Origin of the sequence: Pseudomonas sp. ArH3a, from assembly GCF_022648765.1 — a bacterium.
Classification (GTDB): domain Bacteria; phylum Pseudomonadota; class Gammaproteobacteria; order Pseudomonadales; family Pseudomonadaceae; genus Aquipseudomonas.
The window spans coordinates 2,322,498-2,338,850 of record NZ_CP080330.1 but is presented as its reverse complement, the minus strand read 5'-3'; the positions used below and the strand labels follow the sequence as shown (position 1 = coordinate 2,338,850).

At 60.3% G+C, this 16,353-nt stretch carries 13 protein-coding genes and 1 pseudogene; 10 read left to right on the top strand and 4 right to left on the bottom strand.

What is annotated here, in order from left to right:
- Window positions 1-246 precede the first annotated feature (246 nt).
- The 8 genes from gcl to K0P33_RS10650 all read left to right on the top strand — a co-directional run bounded on the left by gcl (window position 247) and on the right by K0P33_RS10650 (window position 9,696).
- Window positions 247-2,022 carry a glyoxylate carboligase gene (gene gcl, locus K0P33_RS10685; RefSeq protein WP_242155178.1) on the top strand — a complete coding sequence of 592 codons (1,776 nt, stop codon included), beginning with the start codon at window positions 247-249 and terminating at the stop codon, window positions 2,020-2,022.
- A gap of 10 nt (window positions 2,023-2,032) precedes the next feature.
- Window positions 2,033-2,815 carry a hydroxypyruvate isomerase gene (hyi, locus tag K0P33_RS10680; RefSeq protein ID WP_242155176.1) on the top strand — a complete coding sequence of 261 codons (783 nt, stop codon included), beginning with the start codon at window positions 2,033-2,035 and terminating at the stop codon, window positions 2,813-2,815.
- Between the two features lie 174 nt (window positions 2,816-2,989).
- Window positions 2,990-3,880 carry a 2-hydroxy-3-oxopropionate reductase gene (locus K0P33_RS10675; protein ID WP_094950732.1) on the top strand — a complete coding sequence of 297 codons (891 nt, stop codon included), beginning with the start codon at window positions 2,990-2,992 and terminating at the stop codon, window positions 3,878-3,880.
- 169 nt (window positions 3,881-4,049) lie between these two features.
- Window positions 4,050-5,330: a glycerate kinase gene (locus K0P33_RS10670; RefSeq protein WP_242155174.1), complete on the top strand. Its 1,281-nt coding sequence runs from the start codon at window positions 4,050-4,052 to the stop codon at window positions 5,328-5,330.
- The gene (pyk, locus tag K0P33_RS10665; RefSeq protein WP_094950734.1) at window positions 5,320-6,735 is read left to right on the top strand and encodes a pyruvate kinase; all 1,416 of its coding nucleotides are present in this window, start codon (window positions 5,320-5,322) and stop codon (window positions 6,733-6,735) included. The genes K0P33_RS10670 and pyk overlap by 11 nt, the downstream gene beginning before the upstream one ends.
- Window positions 6,736-6,857: 122 nt before the next feature.
- Window positions 6,858-7,730 (top strand): urea transporter, encoded by an 873-nt coding sequence (locus tag K0P33_RS10660; protein ID WP_242155172.1) that lies wholly within the window; start codon window positions 6,858-6,860, stop codon window positions 7,728-7,730.
- Window positions 7,731-7,761: 31 nt separating this feature from the next.
- Entirely contained in the window at window positions 7,762-8,586 is an 825-nt protein-coding gene (locus K0P33_RS10655) for an ion transporter (protein WP_094950736.1), read from the top strand.
- Between the two features lie 105 nt (window positions 8,587-8,691).
- Window positions 8,692-9,696: a sulfate ABC transporter substrate-binding protein gene (locus K0P33_RS10650; RefSeq protein WP_242155170.1), complete on the top strand. Its 1,005-nt coding sequence runs from the start codon at window positions 8,692-8,694 to the stop codon at window positions 9,694-9,696.
- A gap of 113 nt (window positions 9,697-9,809) precedes the next feature.
- Here the strand turns inward: K0P33_RS10650 and K0P33_RS10645 are convergent, their stop codons facing one another.
- Window positions 9,810-10,424: a DUF5666 domain-containing protein gene (locus tag K0P33_RS10645; RefSeq protein WP_094950738.1), complete on the bottom strand. Its 615-nt coding sequence runs from the start codon at window positions 10,422-10,424 to the stop codon at window positions 9,810-9,812.
- Between the two features lie 178 nt (window positions 10,425-10,602).
- On the opposite strand from K0P33_RS10645, the gene K0P33_RS10640 reads away from it, so the two are divergent.
- Entirely contained in the window at window positions 10,603-11,799 is a 1,197-nt protein-coding gene (locus tag K0P33_RS10640; RefSeq protein WP_242155168.1) for an MFS transporter, read from the top strand.
- Window positions 11,800-11,805: 6 nt separating this feature from the next.
- On the opposite strand, the pseudogene K0P33_RS10635 reads toward K0P33_RS10640, so the two are convergent.
- From K0P33_RS10635 to K0P33_RS10625, 3 genes and pseudogenes are all read right to left on the bottom strand, one after another.
- Window positions 11,806-12,006 (bottom strand): annotated as a pseudogene (locus K0P33_RS10635) (type II toxin-antitoxin system HicB family antitoxin); the annotation flags it as partial.
- Window positions 12,007-12,152: 146 nt separating this feature from the next.
- Complete coding sequence (locus K0P33_RS10630; RefSeq protein WP_242155166.1) at window positions 12,153-14,174, bottom strand: M10 family metallopeptidase C-terminal domain-containing protein; 2,022 nt, start codon at window positions 14,172-14,174, stop codon at window positions 12,153-12,155.
- 276 nt (window positions 14,175-14,450) lie between these two features.
- Window positions 14,451-15,560, bottom strand: coding sequence for a cytochrome P450 (locus tag K0P33_RS10625; RefSeq protein ID WP_242155165.1), 1,110 nt, complete (start codon window positions 15,558-15,560; stop codon window positions 14,451-14,453).
- A 75-nt stretch (window positions 15,561-15,635) separates the two neighbouring features.
- Between K0P33_RS10625 and K0P33_RS10620 the strand changes: the two genes are divergently transcribed.
- Window positions 15,636-16,349 carry a helix-turn-helix transcriptional regulator gene (locus tag K0P33_RS10620; RefSeq protein WP_242155164.1) on the top strand — a complete coding sequence of 238 codons (714 nt, stop codon included), beginning with the start codon at window positions 15,636-15,638 and terminating at the stop codon, window positions 16,347-16,349.
- Window positions 16,350-16,353 lie beyond the last annotated feature (4 nt).

Sequence of the window (16,353 nt, the reverse complement as noted above, 5' to 3'; positions counted from 1 at the left end):
TTCTTTTGTTATTGAGAAAGCGGTGGAGGTCTGTTTGATCAGATGCCCAATCGAACAAATAGAACACAATGACATTTGTTTTTGTATACAATATTTTCGCACAAACGCTCCACACGTCGAAAAAAGCGCTTCCGACGAACGTAAAGGCGCATTTATAAAATGCATTGACCTGCGCCGCTCGCCGTGAATACACTTTGACCAGACACCACTTGTATACAATTACAAAACGCAAGAGGCACCAAAACCATGAGCAAAATGAGAGCAATCGAAGCCGCCGTCCTGGTGATGCGCCGTGAAGGTGTGGACACCGCCTTCGGTATCCCAGGCGCCGCCATCAACCCGCTGTATTCGGCCTTGCAGAAGGTCGGTGGCATCGATCACGTCCTTGCTCGCCACGTTGAAGGCGCCTCGCACATGGCCGAGGGCTACACCCGCACCAAGGCCGGCAATATCGGCGTGTGCATTGGCACCTCGGGCCCGGCGGGCACTGACATGGTCACCGGCCTGTACAGCGCCTCGGCCGACTCGATCCCGATTCTGTGCATCACCGGCCAAGCCCCGCGTGCACGGATGCACAAAGAGGACTTCCAAGCCGTCGACATCACCAGCATCGTCAAGCCGGTGACCAAGTGGGCGACCACTGTGCTGGAGCCTGGCCAAGTGCCGTATGCCTTCCAGAAAGCTTTCTATGAAATGCGCTCCGGCCGCCCTGGCCCGGTGCTGATCGACCTGCCGTTCGACGTGCAGATGGCCGAGATCGAATTCGACATCGACGCCTACCAACCGCTGCCGCTGGCCAAGCCATTGGCCACGCGCATCCAGGTCGAGAAAGCCCTGGCGCTGCTGGACCAAGCCGAACGCCCCTTGCTGGTGAGCGGCGGCGGCGTGATCAACGCCGACGCCAGCGAGCTGCTGGTGGAGTTCGCCGAATTGACCGGCATCCCGGTGATCCCGACCCTGATGGGCTGGGGCACGATCCCGGACGATCACCCGCAGATGGTGGGCATGGTCGGCCTGCAAACCTCGCACCGTTATGGCAACGCGACGATGCTCAAATCGGACGTGGTGCTGGGCATCGGCAACCGTTGGGCCAACCGCCACACCGGTTCGGTGGAGGTGTACACCGAGGGGCGCAAATTCATTCACGTCGACATTGAGCCGACGCAGATTGGCCGCGTGTTCACCCCGGACCTGGGCATCGTTTCCGACGCAGGGTCTGCGCTGACGATGTTCATTGAAGTGGCCCGCGAGTGGAAAGCCGCAGGCAAGCTCAAGGACCGCAGCGCCTGGCTGCATGACTGCCAGCAACGCAAGGCCACCTTGCACCGCAAGACCCACTTCGACAACGTGCCGGTCAAGCCGCAACGCGTGTACGAAGAGATGAACCAGGTGTTCGGCAAAGACACCTGCTACGTCAGCACCATCGGCCTGTCGCAGATTGCCGGCGCGCAGTTCCTGCACGTCTACAAGCCACGCCACTGGATCAACTGCGGCCAAGCCGGCCCGTTGGGATGGACCATTCCGGCGGCGCTCGGGGTGGTCAAGGCTGACCCAAGCCGCAAAGTCGTGGGGCTTTCGGGCGACTATGACTTCCAGTTCATGATCGAAGAATTGGCCGTGGGCGCGCAATTCAAGCTGCCGTATATCCACGTGGTGGTGAACAACTCCTACCTGGGTTTGATCCGCCAGGCCCAGCGCGGGTTTGAAATGGACTACTGCGTGCAGCTGTCTTTCGACAATCTCAACGCCCCGGAACTCAACGGTTATGGCGTCGACCACGTCGCCGTCGCCGAAGGCCTGGGTTGCAAGGCCCTGCGCGTATTCGAACCGGACCAGATTGCGCCGGCGTTGCGCAAGGCCAAGGAAATGATCGAAGAGTTCAAGGTGCCAGTGATTGTTGAGATTATTCTGGAGCGCGTGACCAATATTTCCATGGGTACCGAGATCAACGCCGTCAACGAATTCGAAGATTTGGCCCTGGTCGGCAACGATGCGCCGACTGCCATTTCCCTGCTCGATTAAGGAGAACCTTATGCCGCGTTTTGCCGCCAACCTGTCGATGCTGTTTACCGAACAGGACTTTCTCGCCCGTTTCAAAGCGGCTGCCGATGCCGGCTTCCAGGGTGTCGAGTACCTGTTCCCGTACGAATTCAGCTCCGCCCAAATCAAGGCGCAACTGGACGCCAACGGCCTGACCCAAGTGCTGTTCAACCTGCCGGCCGGCGACTGGGCCAAGGGCGAACGCGGCCTGGCGTGCCACCCGGACCGAGTCGAGGAATTCCGTGCTGGGGTCAAGCTGGCCATCGCCTACGCCCAGGTGCTGGGCAATACCCAGATCAATTGCCTGGCGGGCATCCGGCCGCAAGGCGTTGACGACGAAACCGTGGAAAAAACCTTTGTCGCCAACCTCAAGTACGCCGCCGACAAGCTGCAAGCGGCGGGCATCAAGCTGGTGATGGAGATGATCAACACCCGTGACATCCCCGGCTTTTACCTCAACAACACCGCCCAGGCCCTGGCGATTCGCGAGCAAGTGGGCAGCGCCAACCTGTTCCTGCAATACGACATTTATCACATGCAAATCATGGAAGGCGACCTGGCCCGGACCCTGGCTGCGCACCTGGGTGAGATCAACCACATCCAACTGGCCGACAACCCGGGGCGTAACGAGCCCGGAACCGGGGAGATCAACTACCGCTTCCTGTTCGAGCATTTGGACCGCATTGGTTACGCGGGTTGGGTTGGTTGTGAGTACAAGCCGTTGACCACCACTGAAGCGGGTTTGGGCTGGCTCAAAACCCACAACGCGATCTAACAGACACACCACAGAACAATGTGGGAGCTGGCTTGCCTGCGATGGCGGTGTATCAGGCGATCAATCTGTAACGGATCGAGCGCTATCGCAGGCAAGCCAGCTCCCACAGCAGATCTTCGGTGTTTGGCAGACCCGAGACAGGCCTGCCCATCTAATAAAAAGAGGATTTTGATCATGGCTAAAATCGGATTTATCGGCACCGGCATCATGGGCCAACCCATGGCCGCCAACCTGCAAAAGGCCGGCCACCAACTGTTCCTGTCCGAGCACCACGGCAAAGCCCCGGCCGAGCTGATCGACGCCGGCGCCGTGGCCCTGGCCAACCCCCAGCAAGTGGCCCAGGAAGCCGAGTTCATCATCGTGATGGTGCCGGACACCCCGCAGGTCGATGACGTGCTGTTCCGCGCCGATGGCGTTGCGGCCGGTTTGTCGCCGAACAAGGTGGTGATCGACATGAGTTCAATCTCGCCCACCGCCACCAAAGCCTTTGCCGCCAAGATCAATAAGACCGGCGCGCAGTACCTCGACGCCCCGGTGTCCGGTGGTGAAGTCGGCGCCAAGGCCGGCACCTTGAGCATCATGGTCGGGGGCGAGCCGCATACCTTCGAACGCGCCCTGGCGCTGTTCCAGAGCATGGGCAAGAACATCACCCTGGTCGGCGGCAATGGCGATGGCCAGACCGCCAAGGTGGCCAACCAGATTATCGTCGCGTTGAATATTCAGGCGGTGGCCGAAGCGCTGCTGTTCGCCTCGAAAAACGGCGCCGACCCGGCCAAGGTGCGTGAAGCGCTGATGGGTGGTTTTGCTTCGTCGAAGATCCTCGAAGTGCATGGCGAACGCATGATCAAGGGCACCTTTGATCCGGGCTTCCGTATCAACCTGCACCAGAAGGATTTGAACCTGGCGCTGGCCGGGGCCAAGGAACTGGGGATCAACCTGCCGAACACCGCCGGCACCCAGCAGGTGTTCAGCACCTGCACAGCGATTGGCGGTGGCAACTGGGACCACTCGGCGCTGATCAAGGGGTTGGAGCATATGGCGAATTTTTCGATTCGCGATAAATAATTCAATTTGAAATGCAGACCTGTGTGGGAGCTGGCTTGCCTGCGATAGCGGTTTTTCAGTGACAGATCAGTTGTCTGACAGACCGCTATCGCAGGCAAGCCAGCGCCCACATTTTTGTCCCAGTTCCACGTTTCAAACCTAAAAACAAAAATCCCCCGGGAGCCCGCTTATGTCGGTCGATCCGCAACACCTGCTTCGCGAGCTGTTTGCCACAGCCATCGACGCCGCCCACCCCCGGCAAGTCCTTGAACCTTACCTGCCCGCCGACCGCAGCGGCCGAGTGATCGTGATCGGCGCCGGCAAAGCCGCGGCGGCCATGGCCCTCGTTGTCGAGAACTGCTGGCAGGGCGACGTCTCGGGCCTGGTGGTCACCCGCTACGGCCACGGCGCACCGTGCAAAAAAATCGAAGTGGTCGAAGCTGCGCACCCGGTCCCCGATGCGGCGGGCTTGGCGGTGGCCAAGCGCGTGCTGGCACTGATCAGCAACCTGACCGAAGACGACCGCGTGATTTTCCTGCTCTCCGGTGGCGGCTCTGCCTTGCTGGCGCTGCCCGCCGAAGGCATCACCCTGGCCGACAAACAGGCCATCAACAAAGCCCTGCTCAAATCCGGCGCGACCATCGGCGAGATGAATTGCGTGCGCAAGCACCTCTCGGCGATCAAGGGCGGGCGACTGGCCAAGGCAGCCTGGCCGGCGACGGTGTACACCTACGCGATCTCCGATGTGCCGGGCGACCAGGCCACCGTCATCGCGTCCGGCCCCACCGTCGGTGACCCAAGCACCTCGCAACAAGCCCTGGCGATTCTCAAGCGCTACGGCATCGATGCGCCCGCCTCGGTGCGCAGCTGGTTGCAGAACCCGGCGTCGGAAACCGTCAAACCCGGCGACCCGCTGCTCGCGCGCAGCCATTTCCAATTAATCGCCCGCCCACAACAATCCCTCGAAGCGGTGGCGGTGAAAGTGCGCCAAGCCGGGTTCAGCCCGTTGATCCTCGGCGACCTCGAAGGCGAAGCACGGGACGTGGCCAAGGTTCATGCCGGTATCGCCCGCCAGATCGTGCAACACGGCCAGCCATTGGCGGCGCCGTGCGTGATCCTCTCCGGCGGTGAAACCACCGTCACCGTGCGCGGCGATGGCCGTGGCGGGCGCAATGCCGAATTCCTGCTGAGCCTCACCGACAGCCTCAAGGGCCTGCCCGGCGTCTACGCCCTGGCCGGTGACACCGACGGCATCGACGGTTCGGAAGACAACGCCGGCGCGATCATGACCCCAACCAGCTACGCCCGCGCCGAAGCCTTGGGCCTGTCGGCCAGCGATGAGCTTGATAACAACAATGGCTACGGTTATTTCGCTGCCCTCGACGGTTTGATCGTCACCGAGCCGACCCGCACCAACGTCAACGATTTCCGCGCCATCCTGATTCTTGAGACTGCCCAACATGACGCCTGACAAGAAGGTCAAAATCCTCGCCACCCTCGGCCCGGCGACCGACAGCATTGACGATATTCGCGAGTTGGTGGAAGCCGGGGTGAATATTTTCCGCCTGAATTTCAGCCATGGTGATCACGCCGATCACGCCCAGCGCTACCAGTGGATTCGCCAGGTCGAGCGCCAGCTGAATTATCCGCTGGGCATCCTCATGGACCTGCAAGGGCCGAAGCTTCGGGTCGGGCGATTTGCCGAGGGCAAAGTACAACTGGTGCGCGGCCAGGCCCTGCGCCTGGACTTGGACCCGACGCTGGGCGACCAATGCCGGGTCAACCTGCCCCACCCGGAAATCATCGCGGCGCTGGAGCCGGGCATGGACCTGTTGCTGGACGACGGCAAGTTGCGCCTGCGGGTGATCACCAAACATGCCAACGCCATCGACACCACCGTACTGAATGGCGGCGAACTGTCTGACCGCAAGGGCGTGAATGTCCCGCAAGCCTTGCTGGAACTCAGCCCGCTGACCGCCAAGGACCGCCGCGACCTGAGCTTCGGCTTGGAACTGGGCGTGGACTGGGTGGCGCTGTCGTTTGTGCAGCGCCCGGAAGATATCCGCGAGGCCCGCGAGTTGATCGGCGACAAGGCGTTCCTGATGGCCAAGATAGAGAAGCCATCGGCCGTGCAACGCTTGCAGGAAATCGCCGAGCTGAGTGACGCAATCATGGTGGCAAGAGGCGACCTGGGCGTTGAAGTGCCCGCCGAAAGCGTGCCGCAGATCCAGAAAGACATCGTCAGCACCTGCCGCCAGTTGGGCAAGCCAGTGGTGGTGGCCACGCAGATGCTTGAGTCCATGCGCTTCTCGCCGGCGCCGACCCGTGCCGAAGTCACCGATGTCGCCAATGCGGTGGCCGAAGGCGCGGACGCGGTGATGCTGTCGGCGGAAACCGCCTCGGGCGAATACCCACTGGAAGCCGTGCAGATGATGAGCAAGATCATCCGCCAAGTGGAAAACGGCCCGGATTACCAGACACAGCTGGACGTCAGCCGGCCCAAGGCCGATGCCACGGTGTCGGATGCAATCAGCTGCGCGATCCGGCGCATCAGCAGCATCCTGCCGGTGGCGGTGCTGGTGAACTACAGCGAGTCCGGCAGCTCCAGCCTGCGCGCCGCGCGGGAACGGCCGGTGGCGCCGATCCTCAACCTCACGCCGAACCTGTCCACGGCGCGGCGCTTGAGCGTGGCGTGGGGCGTGCATTCGGTTGTGAATGATCGGCTGCGCCAAGTGGATGAGGTGTGTTCCACCGCGCTGGAGATTGCCCAGGCCCAAGGGATGGCGCAGCGCGGGGATACGTTGGTGATTACCGCCGGGGTGCCGTTTGGCAAGCCGGGGTCGACCAATTCGCTGCGCATCGAGACATTGATTTAGCGCCTGTTGGGGCCTCATCGCGGGCAAGCCCGGCCCCCACATTTTGATGTGCCAATACATTCAAATGTGGGAGCTGGCTTCCCTGCGATTGGGGGCAACTCGGTCTCACTGACTAAACCACAATGCACAACCCACCCTGCCCCGACTGGGCCGAAGCCTTGCTCAACGGCTTCAGCCAGATCTTCCTGCAACGCCAGCCACTGTGTGGCCTGCTGTGCCTGCTGGCCATCCTGATCGGCGCCCCGGCCTTGTTCGGCGGGGCGCTGCTGGGTGGTGTGGCGGGTTTGCTCACGGCCCAGCGCCGGGGTTACCCCAAGGCTGAGCGCCAGGCCGGCCTTTATAGCTACAACGGCGTGCTGCTGGGCTTGTTGATCAGCCAGCACTTCGCGTGGTCGGCCTTATTGCCGCCGCTGATCCTGGCGTGCGGCGGCTTGAGTGCGATGCTCACGCGCCAATGGTTAAAACATGCCACGCAAGCGGATGACTTGCCCGCCTATACCGCGCCTTTTGTCGGCCTCGCCTGGTTGCTGCTGGGCACAGTGCCTGCAGGCACCTTCACCTTGAGCGAACCCGACACCCTCGGCGTGCTCACTGCGCCCTTCACCGGGCTCGCACAAATCATGCTGCTGGACCAGCCACTGGCCGGCGCCCTGATTGCGTTTGGGCTGTTGCTGGCCGACCGTCGTGCCGCGCTGTGGGCGCTGATCGGTGCCGCCAGTGGCGTGCTGATCGCCCTGCTGATGGGCGAAACCAGCAGCGCCCTTCTCGGCCTGCACAGCTATAACCCAGCATTGGCCGCGCTGGCGTTGAGCCAGACGCGCCGCCAGCCTTGGTTGCCGCTGCTCGGCATCGGCCTGGCAATCACGCTCACGCCGGGGTTCAGCGCCCTGCAACTGCCGGCGCTGACCGCGCCGTTTATCCTCGCCTGCTGGCTGGTACGCGCCAGCCAGCGATTGTTCAAAGCCCGCGTGGACAGCCCGTTCGAATCCCCCTAGGCTTGCCCGATATTCGATTTAGGCGGGTTTTATGGACAGTAACAACGACTGGCGTCAGCGCCTCTACGTCATGGTTTTCCAAAGCGATACAGCGGCCGGGCGCCGCTTTGACGGCATTTTGTTGCTGATCATCCTCGCCAGCATTGTGATCGTGATGCTCGACAGCATCGACCAGGTTCACCAGAACTACGCGAATCTGCTGGCCTATATCGAGTGGGGCTTCACGGTGATCTTCGCCATCGAGTACGGCTTGCGCCTGTATTGCTCGCCCAAGCCGTTGCGCTACGCCTTCAGTTTTTATGGGCTGGTGGATTTGCTCGCCATCGTGCCCGGCATTCTCGCGCTGTATTACAGCGACGCGCAGTACCTGCTGATCATCCGCATCATTCGGATGCTGCGGATCTTCCGCGTGCTCAAGCTCAGCCCGTACCTCAAGCAGGCCAACTACCTGATGGCGGCGCTGCGCGGCAGCAAACAAAAGATCGTGGTGTTCCTGGTGAGCGTGTGCACCCTGGTCACGGTGTTCGGCACCTTGATGTACGTGATCGAAGGCCCGGAACATGGGTTTACCAGCATTCCCAAGGGCATCTATTGGGCGATTGTGACCCTGACCACCGTGGGCTTTGGCGACATCGTGCCGAAGACGCCATTAGGCCAGGTGATCTCGTCGCTGGTGATGATCACCGGTTACTCGATCATCGCCGTGCCCACCGGGATTTTTACCGCCGAATTGGCCAGCGCCATGCGCGGGGAGCAGTTGCAACACGACTGCCCGGTGTGCAAAAAAGACAGCCATGAACCCAACGCGGCGTTTTGCTCGCGCTGTGGCAGCAATCTGTTTCGTAAAGTGGAATAAGCAAAGTTCGTTTTAATCTTTAAACGTCTATGCGGGCGCGGCTATAGTCGGTGGCAAATTGCCCCCACTCAATCGACAAGCTTCTCGAACAACAAGGAATGAGCAGTGAAAAAACTCGTTAGCGCCTCTCTTCTGGCCGCCGGCCTTGCCCTGGCGGGCGCCGTCCAGGCTGCCCCCGTCACACTGCTCAACGTCTCCTATGACGTGATGCGCGACTTCTACAAGGATTACAACGCTGCCTTCCAGAAGCACTGGGAAGCCGAGCATCCGGACGACAAGCTGACCTTGCAGATGTCCTTCGGCGGTTCCAGCAAACAAGCGCGCTCGGTGATCGACGGCCTGCCGGCTGACGTGATCACCATGAACATGGCCACCGACATCAACGCCCTGGTCGACAACGGCAAACTGGTGCCGGACAACTGGGTGACCCGGCTGCCGAACAACAGCGCGCCGTTCACCTCCGCCACCGTGTTTATCGTGCGCAAAGGCAACCCCAAAGCCCTGAAAGACTGGCCAGACCTGCTCAAAGAGGGTGTGCAGGTGATCGTGCCGAACCCGAAAACTTCGGGTAACGGCCGCTACACCTACCTGTCGGCCTGGGGTTATGTGCTGAAGAACGGCGGCGATGAAGACAAGGCCAAGGCCTTTGTCGGCAAGCTGTTCAAGCAGGCGCCTGTGCTGGATACCGGCGGCCGTGCAGCCACCACCACGTTCATGACCAACCAGATTGGCGACGTGCTGGTGACCTTTGAAAACGAAGCGGAAATGATCGCGCGTGAATTCGGCCGTGATCAGTTCGAAGTGATCTACCCAAGCGTCTCCGCCGAAGCTGAGCCGCCGGTATCGGTAGTCGACAAAGTGGTCGAGAAGAAAGGCACCCGCGTCGCCGCCGAAGACTACCTGAAATACCTGTGGTCGCCGCAAGGCCAGGAAATCGCCGCCAACAACTACCTGCGCCCACGTGACCCAAAGGTGCTGGCCAAGTACACCGACCGCTTCCCGAAAGTCGACTTCCTGTCGGTCGAGAAGACCTTTGGCGACTGGCGCACCGTGCAGAAAACCCACTTCAATGATGGTGGGGTTTTTGACCAGATCTACAGCGGCCAATAACTGAATGTGGGAGCTGGCTTGCCTGCGATGCAGGCACCTTGGTGTGTCAGGCATACCTAGGTGATGCTATCGCAGGCAAGCCAGCCCCCACATTTTGCTCATCATTGGGTCAGTTACATCGGCGGTGTCACGCCGTCTTTGCCGGCTGAGATGGCCTGTGCGGTGATGGTCCCATCCGCGCCCTGCGCCGCAAACATCACCACCTTCACCCCCGGTTTGAGCAAGCTGCGATCCCCTGGCTCCAGGTTGACGATCGGCACATCATCGGGCACCACAATCTTCTGTTCGCCGCCTTTGTATTTCACGGTCAAGGTGCGCCCGTTGCTGACCACCAAGTCGCCGACGGTGCCGTTGGTCATGCTGCTGCCTTCTTTCAAGTCAAACGCGCGGTGCCCGTCGCCCGTGCCGGCCATGGCCGGTGGAAACACGTGGACTTCCAGGGCCGTGAGGGTGCCATCGGCGTTGGGCATGGCGGCGGAGCCAATGTAGCTGCCGGGCTTGATTTCATCGATCTTGGCCAGGGTCACGGCACGCACTTGGGTGTCTTTGGTCAGGTGCACGATGACGTCCTCACCGCTGTTGACCTTGACGTGCATCGCATCGCCGTCCATCGCCGTGATGGCGCCACGTACACCAACGCGCGGGGCATCGGCGGCGTTCGCCAGCCCAATGGCCATGGCCGCGGCGAGGGTTGAAGCCAGGATCATCTTGTTCAGCGTGATTTTCATGAAAGTGGATTTCCTGTTTCGGCAGTTGTGACTGAATGTATCATTGCCCTTCGACCCGAAAGTTAACGTTTCAGTCATTAATTCCGGGCATGAGTGTTATCACCGTCAACGGCCTACTCGCTGCCAGGTCTTGTCTTTATTCTCGCACGCCATCTTCCTTCGCTTTTACGAGAACACCATGAACGCTACCCCACACGCTACGAGCACCATGACCCGCGGGATGGTGATGCTGTTTGCGTTCTGTTGCGGCGCCATTGTTGCCAACATCTACTACGCCCAACCGATCATCGAGTTGATCGCGCCGGACATCGGCCTGACTCCCGCGATGGCCAGCCTGATCGTGTCCCTCACGCAAATCGGCTATGCCCTGGGCCTGTTCTTCCTGGTGCCGCTGGGCGATCTGTTGGAAAACCGCAAGCTGATGATCGCCACAACGGTGCTGGCCATCGCCAGCCTACTGGGTGCTGCGTTCACCGAGCAGCCGAATTTGTTCCTTCTTGTGTCGTTGCTGATCGGATTCCGTTCCGTCTCGGTGCAAATTCTGATCCCGCTGGCCGCGCACCTAGCGCCTGCCGAATCCCGTGGCCGTGTGGTCGGCAGCATCATGGGCGGACTGTTGCTGGGTATTTTGCTGGCACGGCCGGTGTCCAGTGTGGTGGCCGATCACTTCGGCTGGCGCACGATGTTCATGGCCGCCGCCGCGTTGATGGCGTTTATCAGCGTGGTGCTGTTGATGACCATCCCCAAGCGCCAGCCCGACCACAGCGCCAGCTACGGCCAGTTGCTGCGCTCCCTCGGCACCCTGCTGCGCGAGCAACCGGTGCTGCGCCAACGCGCGTTCTACCAAGGCTGCATGTTTGCCACCTTCAGCCTGTTCTGGACCGCCGCCCCGCTGGAGTTGGTACGTAACCATGGCCTGAGCCAAACCCAGATCGCGATCTTCGCCCTGGTGGGTGCCATCGGCGCCATCGCCGCGCCCATCGCCGGCCGCCTGGCCGATGCCGGCCACACGCATCGCGCCTCGCTGCTGGCCATGTTGTTTGGCGCCTTGAGCTTCCTGCCGGCCTTCGTACACCCGCTGTACAGCGTGATTGGCCTGGCGGTGACCGGCGTGGTCCTGGACTTCTGCGTGCAGATGAACATGGTCCTGGGCCAACGCGCCGTCTACGCCCTCGACGCTAACAGCCGCAGCCGCCTGAACGCGCTGTACATGACCAGCATCTTCATCGGCGGCGCCTTCGGTTCGGCGATTGCCAGCAGCGTGTATGAACACGGCGGCTGGCTGGGCGTGATGCTAGTGGGCAGTGCGTTCCCGCTGCTGGCGTTGTTGCGGTTCCTGAGTGCGTCGCGCCAGGTGTCGGTCGCGACCGCCTGATTGCGCTTAGGAGCGCACCAACTTCTCCAAAGCCGCACCTGCCAGAAATGACGAGCGGCTTTTGACCTTGTGTTCACGCACGTCACGGTCGATGCGCTGAATGACATAACCGGGCAAGGTCACATTGACCTTCTCGGTCTTGCCCAGATAAGGCGAGATGTCCAACTCCAACATGCCCCAGCCCATCCCCGCGTAATCTTCGTGGGCGTGATAATGCCCAGGTCGGATTGACGGCTGTATTACGGAATATTGGAAACCCGCTGAATTTATTCCAGGGCGACGTCGTCGTGGGTCGAGTATGTGCAGGCGCTGATCAACGCCTAAGCGCTGTCAGCGCTTTGCCGTGTCGCTTTTCAGCGCTGACGAGAAGTCAGACCGAGCACATCCTGCGGCCTGATCAAACGCGCGCTTTTAATCAGGAAGTCCGACTGACGCCGCCCCAACAGGTCTATTCCCACAATGGAACGGCCGCTGTGTCGGTCGTGTTTGACGACGGTATCGCCAATACGCCCCGTGTAGGCGTCGACGAGGCGCAAAGGGGTTCCCAACTCTGCGGCCAGTGCCGTCAGGTCAATCGTGTCTTCGCCACTGGCGAAATCCATGATGCGATCAGGATCGTAACCGCTTGAGTCAGTGACCTTGTCATATTTGAACGTGTTTTTACCGCCCACGCCCCAGAGTTCATCACCGCCGCCACCGCCAGTGATGACGTTGCTCACGGCGTTGCCTACGATTCGGTCTCTGCCTGAGCCGCCGACCGCATTCTCCACCATGACGCCTTTGGCTATTGCGACGTTGTTGCGCAAGCCGCCCACGCTGGAGGAGGCGTTATGGCGCAAGTCGATGCGCTGGTCTTGCTTGAAGCCGGAAAAGTCCAGGGTGTCATTGCCGCCGGTATCCTCTACCAGAAAGCTCGGTGCACCGCTGCCGGCGTGGAGGCTGGTGGAGCTATCGCCGGTGTTGGCGTTGAACCCATAGACAGTATCGTCGGGGTTGAGGCCAGGCTTGGGGGTTGGTTTAAGCGTGGTAGCCCCAGGCGCGGGCTCCCCGCCCGTGACAATGTCACTGGCCTGAATGCGCCCGACACTCTTGATAAAGAAATCCGCCTTGCCCTGGCCCGTCAGGTCAAGGCTCAAGCTGGCGTTCCCGCTGCGCGGATCGTGGCTCAGGACGATCTCGCCGGGGCGCCCGGTAAACTGCTTAACCACATTGAAGTGCTTGGTCGGGGCGTTTTTCAATAGACCGCAAAGATCAATTTTGTCCGTCCCGCTGGTGAAATCCAGAATTTCGTCTGGCCTGCTGAGCGTAGAGTCACTCGCCCTGTCGTAAACAAAAACATCCGCGCCACCGCCGCCTATCAACCTGTCTGCACCGCCCCCACCACGGAGCCTGTTGCCAACGTCGTTGCCATAGATATCGTCGTCGCCTGAACCGCCGATAGCGTTTTCCAGGACAACGCCCTTGGCAATGGAAACATTGCCCTTCAAGCCGCCAACACTGGAATACGACTCAGCGTGCAGATTGATGATCTGATCCTGGGAAAAACCGGAAAAATCCAGCGTGTCATTGCCACCGCCATCCCAGACAGAAAATATAGCCGTGTCGTTCGCCGACTTAAGACTCAAGTGGTCACGGCCAGTCGTGGAGTTGAAACCGTAAACGGTGTCGGTATTACGAGTGTCGGGGTTGGCACCGTAGAGTTTCTGTATGGCCGCTATATCATCTTTCAGTGGCACTGAGGGTTGCAGGTGCTTGAAGTCATGCTCCGGTTGATTGTTCGCGTCCCAATAACTCATGACGTTGTGGGCTCTGGTGTCTTGCTTGTAGACGGCATCAGCATAGCTGAGCACGGTTTTACCATAATCGCCTGGATGACCAAGGCCCAGCGCATGCCCCACTTCATGAATGGCGGCTAATAAAAAATAATCGCCATTATTGGGGGATTCGGCAGCCCCCTGCGTTCCGATAGTGGCCGCCACGTCACCGTAATACCCATTAGGTAACTGCGCCCTCCCGCCACTGGTATTAGGGTCGGCGTTGATCGTTATTGAACCGTCGCTGTCGGTTGAGCCTTCTTTGAATACAATATTGGCCACATCCTGCCAGGCCTGCAGTGCTTGGCGAATAGACACTTTTTGTTGCGTTGAAAACTGCTCACCCAACGTAAAAGAAAGCTCAATTTTGCCGTCGCCATTGCGATCGTAATGCCGATAGCCGCCTCGCAGGATCTGCTTGGCCGCATCGTCTGTACTGTAAGAGGCTTTTTGAGTGACGCCACCGGAAACAGACGTAACGCGTGAGACAGCAGGAGCATTTAACGTAGGAAGTTCATTGCTGCGTACAGATTGATTAACAAGCGAATTAGCGACTCTCATAAAACACCCTTTGGAAAACTTTATAATCAGCCAACAAGGGTCGCAATGGCAGCAACCCCAGTTAACGGCGACCACAAACTCCCACAGATAACTATCTAACGCCAACCCGATAGTATTTCATGTTCAAACATTAAAACACCTGAACCCCATCATACGACCACAGTTATTGATTAACCAAGGCAACAACGCACATAAAATTCTACAATTACACAGCCACTTAAACACTGCGTTCCCGCACAACCGTTAAGCCACAGTTTTTATGAACGGGTTATGGGTTTACACCCCACTTTGAAACCGCGGGATACGCCCATTCAGCGACGGCCAGTAACCGTACTGGCAAGCATTGGCCCATACACTCGGCTGACGCAGTAATTCCCGCAGCGCTTGTGATGCGATGGCCAACGCGAGCTTTTGGCCTGGGCATTGATGCCTGCCAACGCCAAAACTGAACAACCGCCGAAGGGGTCGCTGAAGCAGAAAATTGTCCGGATCGGGGTTCGCTTCGGGGTCCCGATTCGCAGCAGCCAGCAACACCAGAACGGTGTCGCCCTTGCCTAAGCTACGCTTGCCAATCGAGCAGCGGCCGGCCACAAATCGCCGGGTGTTCTGTACCGGCGAATCATAGCGGGCCACCTCTTCCACCAGCGCTGTCACCAAGGCCGGCACTCGCTGGATGTGCTCAAGCAGGTCGGGCCGCCGAACAAGTGTCACCAGCGTATTGCCAATCAGGCCGGCACTCGCTTCGCACGTTTGGGACAGTAACCCAATCAAGTTGGGAGTCAGTGCGTCGGGGTTACCCCAATCGCCGTCGAGAAGCGGCTTAAGCAACCCTGTCTGCTCAAGTACACCACTGAACATCTGCCCCAAATGTGCAGCGGCGGCATCGGCATCACGCAATTGAGCTTCGCGGCTCAGCGGCGAGAGGCAGGCGACAAAATCCCGTGTCAAACCGGCGACCGTGCTTAACCGTTCGCCGGGCACACCCAGCAGATACGCGACTACCGAGACGGGCAAGGTAAACATCCAATCATCCAGGCTATGCATGCAAGCGCTGAGTTGCCTCACCACTCCTGCAATGTGCAGCGCATCCAACCTGGCCAGCGCAGGCTCGACCGCGGCCCTCGGGCATTGGTGGGCCACCCCCTCGTTCATACGCATCAACCTGGCGAAGACCTGCCCCGCCGCACCGTTTGCGATAGCCGCAGGCACGGGCTCGTGTGACGGGCGTACCCGACAGTCGGGATGCGTCAGCACGGCTTCGACGGCCTTGGCGCTACTGGCGATCCACAGTCCAAGGTCAGCATCGAACAACAGCTCATCGTTGCGTCTCAGGGCTGCGTAATACGCATAAGGGTCAGCATGGGTAGCGGCTTGCAGCGGTGTCATTCGGTACGTCCTGTTCGCAAAAGAAGCGTTACTATCTGCCCTCTCTCACGGCAATGATTCGCTCAAGAACGAAATATGAACGCCCATGACGATGACACGGCGCTTTCACAAGTGGCGGGGGCGATCGCCGAGCCTGCGCGCACGAAAATGCTCTGCTCGCTGATGGATGGCCATGCGCGCACCAGCACCGAGCTGGCCGCGATTGCCGGGGTGAGCGCCTCCACCGCCAGCGCCCACCTGGCCAGGCTCAAGGACGATGGCCTGCTCAAGCTGCACACCCACGGACGCCATCGCTACTACCGCCTGGCCGGCCCCCATGTGGCCCAGGCCATCGAGGGTTTGATGGTGATCAGCCGCAATACCCGCAAGGCCTTCGTCCCGACCACGCCCACCCGCCTGCAGTTCGCACGCACCTGCTACGACCACATGGCCGGCACGCTGGCGGTGCAGCTGCATGACCATTTCATCGCGTCCGGCTGGCTGATTGGCGAGGGGACTTACCAGCTCACCGCGCCCGGTGAAACAGCGCTGATAGAACTGGGGATTGATGTGGCAACACTGCGCACGCAACGACGGCATTTTGCGTGCGCGTGCCTGGACTGGAGCGTGCGCCGTCCGCATTTGGCCGGCGCGTTGGGAGCAGCGTTTCTACAAAATGCTATTGGCCACCATTGGGTCACCCAGGACCTGGATAGTCGGGCGCTCGGTTTGACGCCCAAGGGCCGCAAGGCGCTGGCGAGCCGGTTTGGTCTCGAAGCGCCGGCCTGCCCCGCGCTGACCAAGGCTTGATCGA

Bases quoted from the DNA above. Each gene is read 5' to 3' on its own strand.
- K0P33_RS10645 (WP_094950738.1), bottom strand. From the start codon at position 10,424: ATGAAAATCACGCTGAACAAGATGATCCTGGCTTCAACCCTCGCCGCG.
- K0P33_RS10670 (WP_242155174.1), top strand. From the start codon at position 4,050: ATGTCGGTCGATCCGCAACACCTGCTTCGCGAGCTGTTTGCCACAGCC.
- K0P33_RS10655 (WP_094950736.1), top strand. From the start codon at position 7,762: ATGGACAGTAACAACGACTGGCGTCAGCGCCTCTACGTCATGGTTTTC.
- K0P33_RS10660 (WP_242155172.1), top strand. From the start codon at position 6,858: ATGCACAACCCACCCTGCCCCGACTGGGCCGAAGCCTTGCTCAACGGC.
- K0P33_RS10640 (WP_242155168.1), top strand. From the start codon at position 10,603: ATGAACGCTACCCCACACGCTACGAGCACCATGACCCGCGGGATGGTG.
- pyk (WP_094950734.1), top strand. From the start codon at position 5,320: ATGACGCCTGACAAGAAGGTCAAAATCCTCGCCACCCTCGGCCCGGCG.
- K0P33_RS10630 (WP_242155166.1), bottom strand. From the start codon at position 14,174: ATGAGAGTCGCTAATTCGCTTGTTAATCAATCTGTACGCAGCAATGAA.
- K0P33_RS10625 (WP_242155165.1), bottom strand. From the start codon at position 15,560: ATGACACCGCTGCAAGCCGCTACCCATGCTGACCCTTATGCGTATTAC.
- K0P33_RS10620 (WP_242155164.1), top strand. From the start codon at position 15,636: ATGAACGCCCATGACGATGACACGGCGCTTTCACAAGTGGCGGGGGCG.
- K0P33_RS10675 (WP_094950732.1), top strand. From the start codon at position 2,990: ATGGCTAAAATCGGATTTATCGGCACCGGCATCATGGGCCAACCCATG.
- gcl (WP_242155178.1), top strand. From the start codon at position 247: ATGAGCAAAATGAGAGCAATCGAAGCCGCCGTCCTGGTGATGCGCCGT.
- hyi (WP_242155176.1), top strand. From the start codon at position 2,033: ATGCCGCGTTTTGCCGCCAACCTGTCGATGCTGTTTACCGAACAGGAC.